Genomic DNA, 18,872 nt, shown 5'->3' with positions numbered 1-18,872 from the left:
TTAAGGGCTAAAATAACGCAGACATATCATCTCTTTTTTGCAACTCTCCGTGCCTTCAGCCATAAAGGAATAATGTAAAGCCTTGACGGTGCATTCAAATACCGTCCACATTTGAATGAGACCGCAGGAGCAAGAGATGAGATTACGAACTGGATTATTGGCGACAGCTATAGCGACTCTTATAGGGGCCGCGTCCTGCGCGCCGGTCAAAATTCTCAATACAATTACGCCGTCAGGGAGTTTCGAGAAAACTAAGAATATTTCCTATGGACCGCTGGAGCGTCAAAAGCTTGATATCTATCGGTCAGAGGACCCCCGTGCGGATAGTCCCGTTCTGGTTTTTATCCACGGCGGAAGCTGGGATCATGGGAGCAAAGACCTCTACAAGTTTTTAGCTGAAGGGTTTACTTCTGAAGGTTTCGATGTGGTCGTTCCGAATTACCGGCTTTATCCAGACGTCATATATCCAAAGATGATAGAAGATAGTGCTCAAGCCGTTGATTATGCCGTGAAACAATTTCCGGATCGCGAAATTGTCCTTATGGGACATTCGGCCGGCGCTTATAATATGCTTATGGTTGGCTTGGCCCCGAACTATCTTAAAGCCGCCGGGGGGGACCTCTGTCGTGACATTTCAGGGTTAGTCAGCTTGGCGGGTCCTACGGGCGCTATTAAGCTGAAAGAGGAGCCCTATATCAGTATTTTTCCTGATCGCTTCTATAGTGACGATGCCCCGATTAATAACCTTACGGGGCCGAGGCCGCCCCTTTTTCTGGCCCATGGCTCAGAAGATGAGAGGGTTCATCCAAGGAATTCTGAAGACTTGGCAGAAAAAATTGTCAAGAAAGGCGGAGTTGCGACTGCCAAAATATACGAAGGAAAAAACCATACCGATATGGTCAAGCATATTTCCGGCCTTTTTGACGGTGACTCCACACTCAAAGACGACATAATTCAGTTTATTACAAACTTACCCGATAAAAGCGAGGGTAGCTATTGTCAGTAAAGAAAGGGCGCGACTCAGAGGGCTGACATTAGGGGCTTTCTCTACAGCCCATTCACGCGAGCATAAGTTCGGCTGATTGTTTGTAGTTCGGCGCTGCAATTAGCCGGGATGACACGTTTCAGCGTGTTATGCGTGAGTTTGAAAAGAGGAGTTTCCTCTCCATTAGCATCAATATGTTTGAAGCCCATTTTCCAGCCTTCAAATTCACGAATTTCTGCTTCGCGTCTCAAAAGAACCATAATCTGAATATGCCGCGGGTCTTTTTCAATTTTAGCAAAAAGCGCTTCAACGACATTTTTTTCACCTTCCAATACCTGCAAGATGGAGCCGTCATGATACAACATGACACCTGTAATGCCTGACGCCAAATTGTTTTGACGTGAAAGATCGGCAATTTCGTTTAGGACTGAGGGCGTAAGTGCCTCAGTCGCATAGCTTGTAAAAATCAATTGATAGAGCACTTTGTGGTCCTTGGGCTTCTTTTTATTGTTATCAATCCCACACAGCTATAACTTGTCATAAAAGAGTAAATAAAAGGTGACGATAGCGTTGTCATCCCCCATAAAACCGAAGATTATTGAAATTTCAACTATTGTTGAAACTTATGTTATCATATTGAGCATTTTTGTCCGAAACTCATTTGAACCGTGAGATCATTTTCCAGGTTTGCTAACAATTTGAAAAGTGGGTAGGGTTCTAATGATGAAAAAATTGTCTGTCATTGGTTTTATCGGTGCCCTGGGTTTATTGTCGTCATGTCAAACAATAGCTGAGCGCCCCTTAATGACTGAACTAAAACCGGGCTCAACAATATTTCTTGTCCGTCATGCGGAGAAAACGACGAAAAAAGAAGATCCTTCTTTGACGGCGGAAGGCCAGCAAAGGGCCGAACAACTTGCTGATTTACTGACAGACGCTGAAATCACCCGAATTTACAGTAGCGATTATGTCCGCACACGGGACACAGCGGCGCCGCTCGCAAAACAGTTAGGACTGGAAGTTGAAATTTATGACGCGGGAAACCTTAAAGCGATAGCCTCAAAACTCAAAACCGAAGGCGAGCGCGCCCTTGTTGTCGGACATAGTAACACGACCCCCGGACTTGTAGAATTACTCGGCGGGCAGGGCGGGGAGCCTATCGTCGAAGCGACCGAGTATGACCGGCTCTATATTGTTTCAGTAGCTGCTGAAGGCGGCGCTACAACTTTGCTTCTCAGATTTGGTCGATGATAAAAGTGTGTTTTCGTAAGACGCAATGTCTTGGAGTGACGATTGCCATTGATCTGTGGCCCGTGCTTGCGTGATCTATTCTCCCGTCAGCGATTCTCAAGCCGGTTGCGAAATGAAGATGAATAAATAAAGTTTCGTTCGATTGAATATCAAAAATCCCTCCTTCAGCCAAAAATCAGGCGGTCGCAGATAATCCTGCGGATGTGTATCCATCCCCACTTTTTACAACTTACCTAGGCCCCAACTTCTTTAGAAACGAAGCGCAAGGCTTGCGCCGCCGCTCAAAGGCGTTAAGGTCATGATATATCCGAGGGGCCCCTGACGCGTGTCAGGGCGAGACGTACCCTTTGAACTTGATCCCGCGACAAAGCGGGCGGAAGGACGGAACGCTGACGTGATTGACGAAACTGTTCGTAACATTGTTGAAGACGAACTCCGCGAGGGGGAGGTCTTGTTGTGGGCGGGCAGGCCACGTATTATAAACCTTTTGCCATTTGCTTTCGTCACATTGATATTGGGAGTACTGTTAATTGCGATGGTGATACCCTTTGCGAAAGCCTTTTTTTATCAAGATCCAAGTCATGCTTCTGGCATCATCGTGAATGGGGTAGAAATTACAGCTGATACGTCGATGCATATCATTCAAACTACTTTTTGGCTAAGCGCTTCTCTGATTACAGTGAGTTATATCGGTTTTTTTTATTCCATATTGCATCAGTTCAAATCCGTTTATGCAATAACTGATGAGAGAATAATTTTTAAAAGCCTGCTCTTCCCAACGAAAGTTTTTTCTAAAGTACCCGTTTTCGGAGATGACCTCATTAGAAAAGGCAGCAATAATTTAGGCCAGCTAATAATTTTTCCGAGTAAGTCAGTTTCGAAGCATCTTTTAAAGCGGTTTCTTCCGAATAACCATCTTCATTTATTGAACATTAAAAAACCAAAAGATGTCGAAAAAATTATTTACCAAACTTTTCTCAAAAAGGATTCCGCACCATGAATAAGCCCGTTGACCAATCCGAATTTGAAACCCCAAAAGTGACGTCCGGCCCTTTGCCGAGCAGCTCCAAGGTTTATACGGCGCCAGAGGCGGACCCGAGCCTTCGCGTGCCGCACCGTCTCGTCCACCTTCACAAGACCGCTAATGAACCGGATGTGCCGGTCTATGACACCTCGGGACCATATTCTGATCCCAATATTACGATTGATGTGGAAAAGGGATTGGACCGTTACCGCACGGCCTGGGTGAAAGAGCGCGGTCATGTCGAAGAATATGAAGGGCGCGATGTAAAGCCGGAGGATAATGGCGGCGCAACGGGCCGCTTTCTCGCGAGGGAATTCCCAGTAAAGAACCGCCCTCTACGCGGCACGGGCGACGGCCCTGTGACGCAATATGAATATGCCAAGGCCAATATCATCACCAAGGAAATGATCTATGTCGCCGAGCGCGAAAATCTTGGCCGCAAAGAAATGCTTGAGGGCGCAGAAGAGCGCGTCGCCGCAGGCGAGAGCTTTGGTGCTGACATCCCGGCTTTTGTAACGCCGGAATTTGTTCGCGATGAAATCGCCAAAGGCCGCGCCGTTATTCCGTCCAATATCAACCACGCCGAGCTGGAGCCGCAAATTATCGGGCGAAACTTCCTCGTCAAAATCAACGCCAATATCGGCAACTCCGCTGTGGCCAGCTCAGTTGAAGAAGAAGTCGAGAAAATGGTCTGGGCGACCCGTTGGGGTGCGGATAATGTCATGGACCTTTCGACGGGCCGAAATATTCACAACACTCGTGAATGGATCATCCGCAATGCGCCTGTGCCCATTGGAACGGTACCAATCTATCAAGCGCTGGAGAAAGTGAACGGCGTTGCCGAAGACCTGACCTGGGAAGTTTACCGCGACACGCTTATTGAGCAGTGCGAGCAGGGGGTAGATTACTTCACCATCCATGCCGGCGTGCGCCTGGCCTATATTCATCTGACGGCCAACCGCGTAACGGGTATCGTTTCCCGGGGCGGCTCCATCATGGCGAAATGGTGCTTGTCCCATCACAAGGAGAGCTTCCTCTATACAAAATTCCCGGAAATTTGCGACATCATGCGCGCCTATGACGTGACGTTCAGCCTTGGCGATGGTCTCCGTCCAGGCTCTGTCGCAGACGCTAATGACCGCGCGCAATTTGCCGAGCTGGAAACGCTGGGCGAGCTGACCAAGATTGCTTGGGAGAAAGGCTGTCAGGTCATGATCGAAGGGCCCGGCCATGTGCCCATGCACAAAATCAAAGTGAATATGGAAAAACAGCTCCGCGAATGTGGCGAAGCGCCTTTCTATACGCTCGGCCCGTTAACAACGGATATTGCGCCCGGCTATGACCACATCACCTCCGGTATCGGGGCGGCCATGATCGGGTGGTTCGGCACGGCTATGCTTTGCTACGTCACGCCAAAAGAACATTTGGGACTTCCTGACCGTGACGACGTGAAAGTCGGCGTAATCACCTATAAACTCGCCGCCCATGCGGCGGACCTCGCCAAAGGGCACCCGGCGGCGCAAATCCGTGACGACGCGCTGTCACGCGCCCGCTTTGAGTTCCGTTGGGAAGACCAGTTCAATCTCTCCCTCGACCCTGAAACCGCTAAGGATTATCACGATCAGACCCTGCCGAAAGACGCACATAAAGTCGCCCATTTCTGTTCCATGTGCGGCCCCAAATTCTGCTCCATGAAAATTACGCAGGACGTTCGGGATTATGCGGACGGATTAAGTGACAACGAAAAGGCGGCCCTCTACCCCGAAGCCAATGATATGAGCCAAGGCGAAATCATCGAAGGGATGAGCGAGATGAGTGCGAAATTTAGGGAAGAAGGCGGCAAAATTTATATAAATGAGAAAACGGATGAACAAGCAGATCGGACTGAAGAAAGTTCCTGAGCCTCATTCTGCACTCGATAGACTACATAGCCGCATTAGTCATAAGTGAGTAATAGACTCTTTTGAAACGGTGAAAATATATCGTCAAACCCTGATATAGAAACTCGTTTGACACTCATGAATTACTTTTTCATATAGAGGTATCAAAATTAAAGGTGAATTTATGACTCGTAATTTTCTTAAACTGGCTGTCTGCACTAGCTCTATATTTGTTCTTGCGGCATGTGCTGCGACGCCGAATACAACGTCTGAAGCGATGGCTTCTGAACAAAATGTTGCAGCAGAAGCCACTGAAAAGTCTAACGAAAAGACGGCTAGCGCAGATGGGGAACTAATCTGCAAGCGCCAGTCGGTTGTCGGTTCAAATTTTAACCGCAAGGTGTGTGCTACGGCCGAGCAATGGGAAGCTTCTGAAGAGGAAAGTCGTCGAATGACGGGTGACCTTCAACGCGGAGGCGCTAGTCCGGGCGTGACGAATTAATCCTGAAGTAAGTTTTAGGCAGACAGAATAATCCGTATTTATTCTGTCTGAGCTTATAGGAGCGCAAGCAATAATCCTTTCTGTTTAGGCTTTTTAAACCTTGTGCTCTAATTCGCTTGTAACCTCTCTGAATTAGAAGCACCCAATGGGGTTGTCTCAATTAATTTATACGTCGACATGCACGGATGTCATGACGTCTAAAATGGCCTATCAGGTCTCCTTTCAGAGCGTCTCTGTCTGCGAGGAGCTGGGTCTGACAGGACGGGTTTTTGCTAATAATTGGCAAGCTCTGGCAATGACAGAAGGGCCGACCGAACTCGTCCGTCAGTACTATGAGGCCGTCAGCGCGGATGTCTTGGTCGAGACGACATTGCTCCATTATGACAGGCCGATCGTGACACGCGAATTTTCCGATTATTCAGTTTGGCTCAATCTGGATCAGGAGTTCGAGTTTGGCGATAAAGTCCGCCGATTGACAAGGCAATCTGTCAGAGAGGCTTTACCGGCATATCCTTCGGCCAAATTGAAAATAATGGCGACGGCCTATCTTCAGGGAGATATGCTCGCTGTCGCTTGAGGGTTTTTCATAGATATTTTCCTTGCCTTCATAAACAGATTTTAAACTCTGATTTTATTTTATCTTTAGGAAGTCTGCCTGTTAATTCTCTTTCAATATCACTGTATTAAAATCTGCAAATGGGGCTCTCTCAGTATATTTTTACGGCGACCTGTACCGATGAAATGACATCGAAAATGGCGCATCAAGTATCGTGTCAGAGCGTGATCGTCTTTGAACAACTTGGCCTGACGGGCCGGGTGTTTGCGAATAATAAACAGGGGTTGGCGGTGGTCGAAGGACCGACCGGCCTAGTAGAGGAGTATTTTCAAGCGTTAAGCTCTGATGTCCTGCTTGAGACAATCCTGCTCCATTCTTCCCATTCCATTAAAGTCCGAGAATTTTCTGATTTCTCCATTTGGATAAATCTTCGTCAGGAGTATTATTTTACGGACAAAGTTCGCCGTCTGACGAAAAATTCCATAAAAGAAGCTCTGCCTAAGAGTCCGTCGGCCAGACTCAAAATTATGGCAGAGGCATATCTTCAGGGCGATATGCTCGCCGCGGCTTGATCAATGCTTTGTAGCTAGGACCTTTCTGAAGCGGCTCTATCTTGATCGATATCGAGCTGCGCTATCATCCGACTGCTTGGTAAGGCTTCTGGATATTCCTTTTGTAGCCATGAAATCATTTCTTCGCGTATCAGGCACCTTAAATCCCAAGCTCGTCCGGAATCAGATGCCGAAGCCAGGGCGCGCACTGTGAGCGCATCTCCTTTTGATTCCGTGACCTGTAGACTCATCACATCTCTATCCCACAAATCGGTAGCCGCGCAAATTTCGCTAAGTTTCTCTCGCATAGCTTCCAAAGGAACTCTGTAATCCAGAGACCAATAAACTGGTCCAATAATTCTCGCCCCTTCACGGGTCCAGTTTTCAAATGGTGTTTCTATAAAATAGGAGAGCGGGACAACAAGTCGACGCCAATCCCAGAGTTTAATAATAACGTAGAAAAGTGTTATCGCTTCTATGGTGCCCCATTCTTCCTCAACAACGACCACATCATTAATTCGTATAGGTTGTGTAAAAGCGATTTGCAGGCCGGCGATAAGATTTGAGAGCATAGGCCGGGCGGCGATACCAATGGCAATACCGGCAATACCGGCCGAGGCGAACAAGCTCACGCCGATTTGTCTTACGCCAGGGATAACTGTAAGCGCGGCTGCTAAGGTAATAGTGCCCGCCATTGCCGTCCAAATTCGCCGGATGACGTCAAGCTGAGTAGCCATTTTTCGAGCGTGCAGATTGTCTTCTACATCCAGACGCAGCTTTCTCAACCGTCGTTTCATCAACCCATCAACAATTGTGGAAAGCAGCCAACCCGCAGAAAGAATGAATAAGACGGTCCCGGTGATTTGACTTACCGAGAGTAAGTCCCATTCCGTTTCAATTTCTAAATGTTTCAAAGCCAAAGGCGCTACAAAAGTTACGGCCATTCCTAATAAGAACAAGAGAACAGGCATGCGTAAGCGTCGTACCCAGCGCGTTTTAATTTGCTTGGAAGGTTTATATTTCGCTAAAATAACGGTTCTCCGGATCGGCGAATTTCGCCAAGGATAAAGGTCTAGGTAAATTGAATGTAAACTTCAGCTTAATGTTCCCAATGTCACTGAAGTCTACATCGCGACAGCGACTAAAATATGTGGCGGCGTTTTAGTCGTCTCAATTATCTTGATGGTAGATAATATCAGGGTTTTGAAAAGGTTGTAAGACTTCACCAGGCGCCCGGGATTTAAGAGTTCCCATCCGCGAGAAACGTTCTCTTGCAGCAATAATTAATATTGATCCTGTAATGAGCAAGGTCACAGATTGAGACAAAATTAGGGGCATGGACATAGTCAGAATGCCATAGGCAAACCACATCAGAATGCCAACGACATAAATTGAATACATCATGAGAGAAATACCTGACGTCCGCCTTGTACGGATAATCAGCACAATCTGAGGTACAAAAGACAGCGTCGTTAAAATGGCTGCGCAGAAGCCAATAATTTCTGTGAAAGCGAAGGGAGACGAAGACATGGCAGTGTCCTAAAAAACGCAAAATTTCGACGCGCCTATATTCTCGCTTTCGTGGAAACGCAATCATAGAAACACCTTTCGAGAAAACTTTTCCACATTATGTTCTTTATTTGTTCTATACAATAAAGGAATAAAATCCTATAGTGTGATTATGGCAAATCCGCACTTTCTTCCTTTTAAATCTGTACGGCCTAATTTGGAAAAAGGCCGCGGCGCGCGCAGTAATGTGAGTGGTCGATACGAAGCGGATCAGCGCGAAAGATTTGATGATGGTTGGGATAGTTTGTCCGACGATGACAAAAAAGGCAGAGAAACAACCGTCACGATTGAGAGGCCCAAAACGATCATTAACAAAGTTACGTCGCCTTATGTCGGTTTTGAAAGATCCATAAATCCATATCGGGGATGTGAACATGGATGTATCTATTGTTTTGCGCGCCCCACCCATGCATATCACGGTTTATCTCCGGGTTTGGATTTTGAAACGCGTCTTTTCGCAAAACCCGACGCCCCCACACTATTGGAGAAAGAGCTCTCTGCCCCGAAATATAAAGTTCGGGCGATCTCTATAGGAACCAATATGGATGCTTATCAGCCTATTGAGCGGGAGATGAAAATTGTCCGCGGCGTGTTTGAGGTTTTGTCCGAATTCAATCACCCTGTTTCAGTTTTGACAAAATCAAATCTGATTTTGCGGGACTTGGATGTTTTGGCGCCAATGGGACGCAAAGAAATTGCCCGGTGTATGATTTCCATCACGACGCAGGATAGGAGTTTGGCCCGGGCGATGGAGCCGCGTTGCCCGACGCCGGAAAAACGGTTTGAAGCCATAGAGGGCTTGGCCAAAGCGGGGATAAGAACCGGGATTATGCTGGGTCCTATGATACCGGGACTTAACGATTCAGAGCTGGAATCCATTATGGCGCGGGCGGCCGAGCTGGGCGCGACTTATTCAGCCTACACGATTTTGCGTTTGCCGCAGGAGGTCTCGCCTCTCTTTCGGGAATGGCTTGAGACGTTCGCGCCTAACCGCGCGCGCCGTATCATGCATCATATTCGGACGATGAATAACGGCAAAGACTACGACCCGGCTTGGTCGCGCGCGACAGAGTCCAGAACGCCTTTTGCGAAACTGATAGAGCAGCGCTACCGTCTGTCACAGAAACAGACGGGAATAATTAGGCGTGAAGACCATAAACCGCTTCGATGTGACCTTTTTAGGGTGCCGACACGCATTCATGGCCAAGGGGATTTGTTTTTCAAGAATTAACAATTGAGTGGAGGTCAAACAGCAAGCGCCCCTACTTTTGTAGGGTTGAAAATAAGAAGCTTTAACTCAAAATAACATTTTCGTGAGGTGAAGTGGATTCACCAATCTGGGGCGTAAAATGAAACAGGTTATATCTGAGTTTAATTTTGAAAAATTGTCAAAACCGGAAACTATAAGTGAGCTAAAAACACTTTATGATGAAGTTGTAAAGCGGTTGCACGAATGTGCGAATTTTAGGCCCGGACTGGATGACTTACAGGATTCTGCTGTAGATGCTCTGGAAAGCCGACTTCAGGAATTGCAGGATGAGCTTATAAATCTTTCAGGAAAAATAACGCTAAGAAGTCAGCAGGACCTCAAGGATTTACTAGATTTCTGGCAAGTCGTTAAAGTCCAAAATGCCGTGGATGAATTTTCTCTTTCAGATCGAATTGTGATGAATATTCGTGACTATTTTGATGAAGTTAGCCCGGCGAATTAATATGGGTTTCAATGAGTAGAGAAGGTTTTCAGAGAGCTTCAACCGCCCAGGTTTCAATAAAATCACGAAACATTCACTTGATTTTCAGTCCTACGCCGCCCATACGCCCCTTATCGAAGACGGCCAGACTATTCGGCTATTGTTGGCGCGCCGACCTAACGCCACATTGAGTACGCAGTAATTTCCCTTCTCCGACTAGAAGTTGTCCGCAGTGGACAACACAAATGAATGACGTGAAAGGAAATACCCATGTCAGACGCAATGCAAGCTGGAACAGTTAAGTTCTTTAATACAACTAAAGGCTTCGGCTTTATTCAACCAGACGCCGGGGGTGATGACGTATTCGTTCATATCACAGCTCTTCATCGTGGCGGCCTTCAAGGTCTGAACGAGGGCGATAAAGTTATGTTTGATACTGCTAAAAATGAGCGGACAGGCAAAACAGCCGTTGAAAATCTGTCTATGGCTTAAGGTTCGCCTTAGAATCGACTATGAGAGGCTCCTTTAAGGAGCCTTTTTTATTGGCACATCCTATTCACGTAAAATAGTTTCATTGGCCCGAGGTCGTGATAAGAAAAGTTATGAGAAACATTCTGAAACACGTCATCGTTCTTCTTCTCCCTGTCTTGCTCTTGGCGTGTTCAACGCCTGCCATGACAGCGTCAGAGAAAGTAACGCATGCCTTGGACGATCACAGGGAAGTCCGGCCTTTTTCAGAGCGCCAGGATGATAGCGAACGAGTTAACGCGGCGATTATTGAAGCCGCTCAGTCAGATAAAAAGGCTCTTATAGTGATGGGAGCAAATTGGTGCCATGACAGCCGCGCTCTTGCTACTCTTTTAGAAAAACCTGAATTCCAGGAATTGATCCAATCCTCGTTTATTCTCGAATATGTAGATGTAGGCAGAAAAAACAAAAACCAAGATATTGCCCGCGATTTTGGATTGGACGGAACGCCCGGCACACCAACCGTATTGATAATCGATGGCACCAGAAAGCTCCTAAATTCTGAAGAGGCACCTAAATGGCGAAACGCTGCAAGTCGCAGTGAAGAGGAAATCTATACCTACTTTCAACGCTACGCATCAGAAACGACAATCCCCTAATGTTTATGGGCCATTACGCGCCTGCGATGTGGGCGCCGAGTGACAAAGTAGGTCAGCCCTATATCAAATTGTGGGAAGGGTTTCTGGCAGTTCAAGCGATTGATCTCGTTTTTGCCGTTTTAGTGATATTTGGAATAGAAGATTCTATCGTAAAAAATGGCGACCCGGTCTTTAACATTCCTTGGTCACATTCGCTCGTTACGTCTCTGCTAATATCTGCCTCGGCCGCTTTCATCTTTAAAGCCTTCAAGAAAGTTTCAGACAGGAAAGTCTTCTGGATAATTTTTGGTCTAGTTTTCTCCCACTGGGTGATGGATTTTCTGGTTCATAGGCCTGATCTTCCGCTCTTTCCGCTTGAAGAGAATGTGTATGGACTTGGTATTTGGAATTACCCTTGGCTAGCTTACGGGCTTGAAATGGGCCTGTTACTTTGCGGTTTTCTTTACTGGGTCCGCCGAACAATAGCTATATCCCCAATGTTCAAATTCGCGCCTTGGGTCTTGTTCGTACTCATGGGGGCCGCTCAGCTCGTTTTCATTACTTTGCCGGGATTGCAGATTGCGAAGGGTACATTTGACTCGGCGTCTCAGCTTCAAGGAACAACGTTGGGCCTATCCTGCTTGGGAGCGTTTTTTGGTCTTGCTGCCTGCATTGGATGGATTGAAAACGGCCGAAAAATGAAACCCGTTCAATCTTCCTCAACTTGAATTTTCGCAGGAAGAGACTCTGCCTCAGAGGGACGTTTTTTGCGGGATTGATTTAAGCGGAAGCCGCGTCCTGTCACAATCGCATCGTTTCCAAACTTGCTGCGCGCTATATCACTTGCGCGCTCTGCTTGACCGCGCCGGGAGGCTTTGGGATCGAGAAGGTCTGCAATGTCTCCTACTGGCGCTGAGAGCGAAGAAATACCGGCGCCAATGAGCCTGAATGCCTCGCCATTGGCCTCTGCTTCCAAAAGGGGTTCTAGAGCTCGGAATATTACATCTGAGAGCTGAACAGGCTGCGCCAGTGTGCGTCGCCGCGTAATCGATTTAAACCCAGAGGTTTTTAATTTGAGGGTGACGACCCGCCCCGCCAAATTTTTGGCTTTTGAACGATCCGAAGTTTTGAGACAAACCTGCCACAACATATCCTTCAAGGTCTCTAGGTCCCGAATATCCGTATTGAACGTGGTTTCAGCGGACACGGATTTCCGTTTGGAGCTAGTCTGAACTTTTCGATTGTCCTCCGCACGGGCTAATCTGGCCAGTCGTAAGCCATGGTCGCCATATCGTTTGGCCATTTCTTTGTCAGAGAGTTTCCGAATATCTGCGATTGTCTTTAGACCACTTCTCTCGAGCTTGCTCGCAAAAGCGGGACCGATTCCGTATATAAAACTGACAGGTTTGCGGGCGAGAAAATCAAGGGATTCCTGCCGTCCAAGAACGGCGAATCCATAGGGTTTATCCAGATCAGAGGCCGTTTTGGCTAAAAACTTGTTATAAGACAGCCCAACCGAGACGGTAACGCCGACTTCGGTGAAAATGCGCTTCTGCAAGCGGACAAGACTTTGTGCTGGAGAAAGACCATGTAATCTTTGAGTTCCGCCTAAGTCCAGAAAAGCTTCATCAATGGAGAGGGGCTCCACGATCGGCGTAAGATCCAGCATCATATTGCGAATTCTTTTGCCTTCATATGCGTATTTTTGCATGTCCCCTCGGACGACCACTGCGTCAGGACAAAGCTTTAGAGCCTTGAACATAGGCATGGCGGAGTGAACTCCGTAAATACGTGCATGGTAGCACGCGGCCGAAACCACACCTCTTTGTCCGCCTCCGACAATAACAGGGCGGTTCGCCAAATCTGGATTATCTCTTTTTTCTACGGAACAATAAAACGCATCACAATCCACATGAGCAATAGATAGACTTGCCAGTTCAGAATGATTCAATAAGCGCGAGCCACTGCAATTTTCGCAATTTGTTAGATTATATACAAATTCTTCGCCACAATCGCGGCACAATGACTTAATATCCGATTTGTTATTTGGGACTGACATTCTTTACGAATCCTTAGAATGTTCTATTTATGTTCCAGTTGTAGCAGAGTGAGTATAGTTAATCCACTCCTAAGCTGCGACATACGCTTAATTAAGGATAGTCTGCCATAGAAGAGCAACTAAAGAGAGAAAAGCAGACAAAAAGTTTGCGCTGTCGGTGAATTGGGAACAATGCTGAAAATCATGCCAAAAAAAGTCCTCATTGTTGAAGATAACGAGCTCAATATGAAGCTCTTTGCGGACCTGCTTGACGCGCATGGTTACGAGACCAAGCAAACGCGCGAGGGCCTTAAGGCCATCTCTATTGCAAAGTCCTTCAAACCGGATTTAATTTTAATGGATATTCAGTTGCCGGAGGTTTCCGGACTGGAAGTCACAAAATGGATTAAAGACGATAAGACTTTAACTGATATTCCAGTTATCGCCGTGACAGCGTTTGCCATGAAAGGCGATGAAAAACGTATTCGGGATGGCGGATGCGAAGCTTATATTGCCAAACCGATAACTGTATCGTCTTTTCTGGCCACCATACGCAAGTTCGTGGAACCGGCTTAAAGGAGACCGGCCATGGCAGCACGCATTCTCGTCGTTGACGATCTCGCCCCAAATTTAAACCTTCTCGAAATCAAGCTTCAGGCTGAGTATTACAATGTGGTAACGGCCCGCAGCGGGGAAGAGGCCGTTAAAATGGCCTCAAAAGAACCGCTTGACCTGATACTAATGGACGCCATGATGCCGGGAATTGGCGGTTTCGAAGCTTGTAAACAGATTAAGGAAAACCCCAAGACATGGCACGTGCCCATCATAATGGTGACGGTCCTGGAAGAAACGAAAGACCGTATTGCGGGTCTGGAGGCTGGGGCAGATGATTTCATAACAAAGCCTATTGATGATTTTAACCTCATGGCCCGAGTTAGGTCATTGCTGCGCCTGAAAATGGTGACCGACCAGCTCCTGAGCCATACAGGCCATACAATTCAAAACTCACGTTCCATGCTGGATACGATCAATCGCAGATCAGGTAATATTCTTTTGGTGGAAGATAGTGAGCTTAGGGCCGAGCGTGTCATCAAACCGCTTAAATCGCTACATAATATTGTGATTGAAACTGATCCGGTTACAGCTATTCGCCGCGCAAAAGCCGGTATTGATATGGTCATAGTTAGCCTTGTGTCTAAAAACTTTGACGGCCTTCGCGTCTGTGCAAGCCTTCGTTTTAATGAAGAAAATCAGGAAACCCCCATATTGGCAATTGGCGACCCAGAAGATGAACCGCGCCTCATCCGGGCGTATGATATTGGGGTGAATGACACTCTGATGCGCCCAATTGAACAGCAGGAAATGCTGGCACGCGTAAATACGATCATGCGTCGAAAGTTCTACGCAGATAGTCTACGGGAGAACTTCAACGAAAATTTGGAAATGGTCATTTCGGATCCTCTTACAGGGCTAGGGAATAGGCGCTATTTTGATAGAGCCATTCATCCTCTTCTGGATGCCCTCGATACCCAGAATGAAGCCTTTTCGATTATGATTTTCGATATTGATCACTTCAAACGGGTCAATGATATTTTGGGTCATGATATGGGCGATCAAATCTTGAAAGAAATTGCCGCCCGGCTTGTGACAAATATGCGCGCTGTGGACATTGTCAGCCGATATGGCGGGGAAGAGTTCATGATTGCCATGCCGTCAACGACTCAGGCCGAAGCTGTTGTGGCAGCGGATAGGGTGCGTGACTTGATTGCGGGGACGCCAATTTATGTAGACGGCCAAGCCTTGCAAATTACGACCAGCGCCGGAGTGGCAGAAGTCCAGAAGGGCGAGGAGTTACGGGACGTTTTCCGCCGGGCTGACGACGCGCTTTACAAAGCCAAACAGGCCGGCCGAAATCAGGTTTTGCCGGCCAGACAGAACAAAGCGGCATAAAAAAACCGCCCCAAGAGGCGGTCTTGTCATTCAAATGAGAGGCAAGATTACTTAATCTTGCCTTCCTTGAAATCGACATGCTTGCGCGCAACGGGATCGTATTTCTTCTTGACCATTTTTTCGGTCATCGTCCGCGAATTTTTCTTCGTGACGTAGAAATAGCCGGTACCCGCGGTCGAGTTCAAACGGATTTTAATGGTTGTTGGCTTCGCCATGACGCAAGCGCCTTTCTTCTTGAATTCGGAGCGCGGCAATTAGGTCGAATTCAACCCCATGTCAACCGCGCTATTGCAGGCTATTCCTCAAATTCCGGGAATTTTTGGGCTTCCATCTGGCCTCTGACGGCTTTGGACAGAAAAATCGTGGAGGGCGGGCGCTCGGCTTTGAGGTAATCCCTTAAAACGCGGAGCATCATTTTTGTGGCGCGCTGCAATTCCAGTTCCTTTATTTCGTCGAACGTGAACCATCCCACATTTAAAAGCTCTGCGCTGTCGCCGATTTCGGGCAGTGAAGGGGTTTTCAAATGTTTGTGGAAGAACCAGGCGTCAAACCGTTTATGGCGGTGAGGAGGCGTTATAGCGCGGCCAAAGACCTCTACTCCGGAGATGTCGGGCCGCATTCGGGCTTCGCGAAAGGCGTCATAGCTGGCGTGATTCAAATTCCGCTCGCCGTCTTTTACCTCGCGCCCAAGCAGGAGCCGCGTTTCCTCCCAAGTTTCGCGAATCGAGGCGAGAACAATGGCTCTTGATTTGCGGGGACTGTAAGCCGCTTCAAGAATACGTTCTGTCCGCGCGCTGAGATCGCCGGAATATTTGGCATAACTATCGGCCCGGTCCACCCGTCCGCCGGGAAAAACATAGACGCTCGGCATGAAGTCATGTTTTTTCGAGCGTTGTCCCATCAGGATTCTCGGCTCTTTTGGATCGCCGCAGCTCAGAACAATCGTTGAGGCGATTCGGGGGCGCGGGGCGCGGTTTAACTGGCTGCGTTTATCGACTTCGCCCTCGGTCAGATTTACCTTGCCGAGCGGAAAGCTTAGTTTTTCAGTTTCATCAGAGGGCGCGTCACTCATTTTCGCTTTCTCTTATGCCGTTTCCCGCGAGAGCCTTTATTATTGCCGCGCGGATTGCCTTTGGGCGGCTTTCCGTCTTCCGGTTTAGAGACCATGTCAAAAATCAGACCGCCCGTGACCGGCGTTGCCTCTTTGAGCTGCACACGCACCTGGCGGCCAAAACGATAAGTCTTTCCACTATTGACCCCCGTCAGGGCTTTTTTCTTTTCTTCAAAGGCGAAATATTCCTGCCCCAGACTGCGGGCCGGGATGAGGCCATCCGCGCCGGTCTCATCAAGTGTAATGAATAGCCCAAACTTTGTGACGCCTGTGATTCGCGCGTCAAATTCCGCGCCGAGTTGTTTTTCCAGATAGGCCGCGACATAGCGGTCTGTGGCGTCCCGCTCGGCCACCATGGCGCGCCGCTCTGTCGTGGAAATATGCTCCGAAATTTCTTTCAGACGAGAGCTTTCCGTTGTCGTTGTGCCGTCGTCTCCCAGTTTAAAGGTTTTGATTAAGGCGCGGTGGACGATCAGATCTGCATATCGCCGAATGGGCGAGGTGAAATGCGCGTAGTGATCCAAATTCAGACCGAAATGCCCGGCGCCTTCAGGGGTATAGATGGCCTGCGATTGAGAGCGCAGAACCGCCATGCCGACCGTTTCCGCCAGATCTTTTTCGCCGGCTTGTTCTAACAGACGATTAAACCGTTTTGGCGTCACTCTATCGGATAAAGTGAATTTTAAATCCAAGGCAGGGAGGAAGTCGACCAGACCCTGCAATTTATCTCGACCGGGTTCTTCATGCAGACGAATAATGGTTTGAATGTTTTTCTGAGCCAGCGCCTCGGCGGCGGCGACATTGGCCTGCACCATAAACTCTTCGATGAGCTTATGGGCGTCAAAGCGCTCGCGAAGTGTGATTGCGGTCACGTCGCCCGCCTCGTTAACGTGAACGCGTCTTTCCGGCAGTTCAATGGCGAGGGGTTCGCGCTCGGCGCGGGACTGTTTCAAAACGCCGTAAGCGGCGTAAAGGTTCTGCAGAATATCCAGGACGGGCTCTGCCGCAATGCCGGGCGAGCCCATAAAACCGTCCTGAGCCTCGGCATATGTCAGACGCGCATGAGAGCGCATCAGGCCGCGATGAAATTTATGACTGACCTTGTGGCCTTTTTTATCGAACACCATGCGTACGGCCATACAGGCGCGGTCTTCATGGGGCCGCAGAGAGCAAAGATCCGAAGACAGCTCATGCGGGAGCATCGGTTCCACCCGGTCAGGAAGGTAAACAGAGTTGCCTTTTTCCCGTGCCGCTTCATCCAGCGCCGATCCAGGCGTCACAAAGGCCGCTACGTCAGCGATGGCGACCCAAATGACCCAGCCGCCCTTATTTTTAGGATTGTCGTCTGGGTGCGCCAGAACGGCGTCATCAAAGTCCTTGGCATCAACGGGATCGATGGTGATGAGAGCCAAATGGCGTAGGTCTTCGCGCGGCCCGCTCAGTTTTGGCAGTTTCAGGGATTTGGCTTCTTCAATGACTTCATCGCTGAATCCCATTGGAATATCGTTTTCGTAAAGGGAAATCAGCGAGGCGGCTTTCGCCCCGTTTGCCGAGCCGACCGTTCGCAGAATATCGGCAAGTCTGAGGTCGCCCTTATTTTTCCGGCTGGAGCGGTAGAAAACAAGGTCATTGTCCTCGGCGTCTTTCGGGACGCTATTGGGTTTGTATTCGTCGCGGGCTTTTTTGCTGACCGGCTTAATGCGCCAACCGCGCCCGCCCTTATAGAGGACGCCCAGATGTTCGGACGGACCGTCGCCCAGCTTTTTCATGACCTGGGCCGTGATTGTCCCGTCATCCCGTTTCTTAATACGGCAGAGCGCGCGGCCGCCCACAGTCATTTCAACGCCTTTATCCTTTTTGGATTTTTTAGATGTCGGACCTTCGCGCACCAAAAGCTGTGGCGGCTGTCCTTCGCCTTTAAAGCTCTCGGGCTCGCCAATCAGATCACCGTGCTCGTCAATTTTGGTGATCCGAATGACCATCACGCCGGGCAGGGCGTCGGCTTCCCGATAAGTCTTTTTAGAGGATTTTACGATGAGGCCGTCATCTTCCAGCTCCCTCAAATACGCCCGGAGCGTGCGGCGGTCTGCGCCTTTGACGCCAAGATGGCGGGCAAGCGCTTTATTATCATAACGGTCAGGCTCAGCGCTGACGGCGGATAAAATAGATTTTTTGGATAATGTCATTGTGTTTGACTTAGCAGGGCAATGTTACGATGTCATTGCGGGAGTTACAGTGAGGCGGGAACAGGTTGCCTCCCTTTACTTTCTTTTCTCTTTTCCTGTCATTCCGGGGCGCGAAGCGAACCCGGAAGGTCGAGAGGTTGGGAGCCTCATGTTTTCCAACGTCATTCCCCGGTTTAACCGGGGAATCCATACGACTCCTTTTCTGCTTTGTATATTATTGCGTTGGCTCCCAACGGTGCGTTTACGAACTTTACTAAATTCACACACATGGCACCGACACCGCATGGATTACCCGGTCGAGCCGGGTAATGACGGGGGTAGAAAGTTGAGTCCACAATTTCTGAAGTGTGCATCGCTCACGCCTTTCCTCCCACTCGCCATCCAGTGCGGAGCCTGTCTCACGGTTTCCAAATAAAATGGACTGCCCGCGGGGTCGGTATCCTTGCCGGAGACCGAATTTGGTTATGTTTCG

21 protein-coding genes and 1 riboswitch are annotated in these 18,872 nt (G+C 48.5%); of the genes, 14 read left to right on the top strand and 7 right to left on the bottom strand.

Annotated elements, in window-relative coordinates; genetic code table 11:
* Positions 1-136: 136 nt before the first annotated feature.
* On the top strand, positions 137-1,006 hold the full coding sequence (locus tag ACN0IC_RS10425; protein WP_416878721.1) for an alpha/beta hydrolase: 870 nt from the start codon (positions 137-139) through the stop codon (positions 1,004-1,006).
* Between the two features lie 41 nt (positions 1,007-1,047).
* Here ACN0IC_RS10425 and ACN0IC_RS10420 read toward each other — a convergent pair whose 3' ends face one another.
* Positions 1,048-1,467, bottom strand: coding sequence for a BLUF domain-containing protein (locus ACN0IC_RS10420; protein ID WP_416878720.1), 420 nt, complete (start codon positions 1,465-1,467; stop codon positions 1,048-1,050).
* Positions 1,468-1,789: 322 nt separating this feature from the next.
* On the opposite strand from ACN0IC_RS10420, the gene ACN0IC_RS10415 reads away from it, so the two are divergent.
* The 6 genes from ACN0IC_RS10415 (at position 1,790) to ACN0IC_RS10390 (ending at position 6,770) form a co-directional block, all read left to right on the top strand.
* On the top strand, positions 1,790-2,236 hold the full coding sequence (locus tag ACN0IC_RS10415) for a SixA phosphatase family protein (RefSeq protein WP_416878719.1): 447 nt from the start codon (positions 1,790-1,792) through the stop codon (positions 2,234-2,236).
* A 300-nt stretch (positions 2,237-2,536) separates the two neighbouring features.
* Positions 2,537-2,635, top strand: a riboswitch (TPP riboswitch).
* The gene (locus ACN0IC_RS10410; RefSeq protein WP_416878718.1) at positions 2,631-3,236 is read left to right on the top strand and encodes a hypothetical protein; all 606 of its coding nucleotides are present in this window, start codon (positions 2,631-2,633) and stop codon (positions 3,234-3,236) included. It overlaps the preceding riboswitch by 5 nt.
* Positions 3,233-5,161 (top strand): phosphomethylpyrimidine synthase ThiC, encoded by a 1,929-nt coding sequence (thiC, locus tag ACN0IC_RS10405; RefSeq protein WP_416878717.1) that lies wholly within the window; start codon positions 3,233-3,235, stop codon positions 5,159-5,161. Before ACN0IC_RS10410 ends, thiC begins: the two co-directional genes overlap by 4 nt.
* A gap of 163 nt (positions 5,162-5,324) precedes the next feature.
* Positions 5,325-5,642: a hypothetical protein gene (locus ACN0IC_RS10400; protein ID WP_416878716.1), complete on the top strand. Its 318-nt coding sequence runs from the start codon at positions 5,325-5,327 to the stop codon at positions 5,640-5,642.
* Positions 5,643-5,787: 145 nt separating this feature from the next.
* Entirely contained in the window at positions 5,788-6,219 is a 432-nt protein-coding gene (locus ACN0IC_RS10395; RefSeq protein ID WP_416878715.1) for a BLUF domain-containing protein, read from the top strand.
* Between the two features lie 119 nt (positions 6,220-6,338).
* On the top strand, positions 6,339-6,770 hold the full coding sequence (locus ACN0IC_RS10390) for a BLUF domain-containing protein (protein ID WP_416878714.1): 432 nt from the start codon (positions 6,339-6,341) through the stop codon (positions 6,768-6,770).
* Positions 6,771-6,784: 14 nt separating this feature from the next.
* On the opposite strand, the gene ACN0IC_RS10385 is transcribed toward ACN0IC_RS10390, so the two are convergent.
* Together ACN0IC_RS10385 and ACN0IC_RS10380 are read right to left on the bottom strand one after the other, a co-directional pair.
* Positions 6,785-7,720, bottom strand: a complete 936-nt coding sequence (locus tag ACN0IC_RS10385) for a mechanosensitive ion channel family protein (RefSeq protein WP_416878713.1) — start codon at positions 7,718-7,720, stop codon at positions 6,785-6,787.
* A 199-nt stretch (positions 7,721-7,919) separates the two neighbouring features.
* Complete coding sequence (locus tag ACN0IC_RS10380) at positions 7,920-8,279, bottom strand: SemiSWEET family sugar transporter (RefSeq protein ID WP_416878712.1); 360 nt, start codon at positions 8,277-8,279, stop codon at positions 7,920-7,922.
* A gap of 151 nt (positions 8,280-8,430) precedes the next feature.
* On the opposite strand from ACN0IC_RS10380, the gene ACN0IC_RS10375 reads away from it, so the two are divergent.
* From ACN0IC_RS10375 to ACN0IC_RS10355, 5 genes are all read left to right on the top strand, one after another.
* Positions 8,431-9,549: a PA0069 family radical SAM protein gene (locus tag ACN0IC_RS10375; protein ID WP_416878711.1), complete on the top strand. Its 1,119-nt coding sequence runs from the start codon at positions 8,431-8,433 to the stop codon at positions 9,547-9,549.
* Between the two features lie 118 nt (positions 9,550-9,667).
* The gene (locus tag ACN0IC_RS10370; RefSeq protein ID WP_416878710.1) at positions 9,668-10,030 is read left to right on the top strand and encodes a hypothetical protein; all 363 of its coding nucleotides are present in this window, start codon (positions 9,668-9,670) and stop codon (positions 10,028-10,030) included.
* Between the two features lie 261 nt (positions 10,031-10,291).
* Entirely contained in the window at positions 10,292-10,501 is a 210-nt protein-coding gene (locus ACN0IC_RS10365) for a cold-shock protein (protein WP_416878763.1), read from the top strand.
* 110 nt (positions 10,502-10,611) lie between these two features.
* Entirely contained in the window at positions 10,612-11,136 is a 525-nt protein-coding gene (locus ACN0IC_RS10360) for a thioredoxin family protein (RefSeq protein WP_416878709.1), read from the top strand.
* Positions 11,136-11,843, top strand: a complete 708-nt coding sequence (locus ACN0IC_RS10355; protein WP_416878708.1) for a hypothetical protein — start codon at positions 11,136-11,138, stop codon at positions 11,841-11,843. Before ACN0IC_RS10360 ends, ACN0IC_RS10355 begins: the two co-directional genes overlap by 1 nt.
* On the opposite strand, the gene ACN0IC_RS10350 is transcribed toward ACN0IC_RS10355, so the two are convergent.
* On the bottom strand, positions 11,825-13,174 hold the full coding sequence (locus ACN0IC_RS10350; RefSeq protein WP_416878707.1) for a DNA polymerase IV: 1,350 nt from the start codon (positions 13,172-13,174) through the stop codon (positions 11,825-11,827). The genes ACN0IC_RS10355 and ACN0IC_RS10350 overlap by 19 nt on opposite strands.
* A gap of 183 nt (positions 13,175-13,357) precedes the next feature.
* Here ACN0IC_RS10350 and ACN0IC_RS10345 point away from each other — a divergent pair, with 183 nt between their 5' ends.
* Positions 13,358-13,729: a response regulator gene (locus ACN0IC_RS10345; RefSeq protein WP_416878706.1), complete on the top strand. Its 372-nt coding sequence runs from the start codon at positions 13,358-13,360 to the stop codon at positions 13,727-13,729.
* A gap of 12 nt (positions 13,730-13,741) precedes the next feature.
* Positions 13,742-15,103 (top strand): PleD family two-component system response regulator, encoded by a 1,362-nt coding sequence (locus ACN0IC_RS10340; RefSeq protein WP_416878705.1) that lies wholly within the window; start codon positions 13,742-13,744, stop codon positions 15,101-15,103.
* A gap of 47 nt (positions 15,104-15,150) precedes the next feature.
* On the opposite strand, the gene rpmG is transcribed toward ACN0IC_RS10340, so the two are convergent.
* From rpmG to rnr, 3 genes are all read right to left on the bottom strand, one after another.
* A complete protein-coding gene (rpmG, locus tag ACN0IC_RS10335) occupies positions 15,151-15,318 on the bottom strand; it encodes a 50S ribosomal protein L33 (protein WP_026940980.1) in 168 nt (55 codons plus the stop codon).
* An 80-nt stretch (positions 15,319-15,398) separates the two neighbouring features.
* Entirely contained in the window at positions 15,399-16,175 is a 777-nt protein-coding gene (locus ACN0IC_RS10330) for an NUDIX hydrolase (protein WP_416878704.1), read from the bottom strand.
* The gene (gene rnr, locus ACN0IC_RS10325; protein WP_416878703.1) at positions 16,172-18,400 is read right to left on the bottom strand and encodes a ribonuclease R; all 2,229 of its coding nucleotides are present in this window, start codon (positions 18,398-18,400) and stop codon (positions 16,172-16,174) included. Before rnr ends, ACN0IC_RS10330 begins: the two co-directional genes overlap by 4 nt.
* Positions 18,401-18,872 lie beyond the last annotated feature (472 nt).

It is taken from the genome of Litorimonas sp. (assembly GCA_029936425.1).
Taxonomy (GTDB): domain Bacteria; phylum Pseudomonadota; class Alphaproteobacteria; order Caulobacterales; family Maricaulaceae; genus Litorimonas.
The sequence above is the reverse complement of the archived record's forward strand: the minus strand, read 5'-3'. Positions and strand labels throughout refer to the sequence as shown.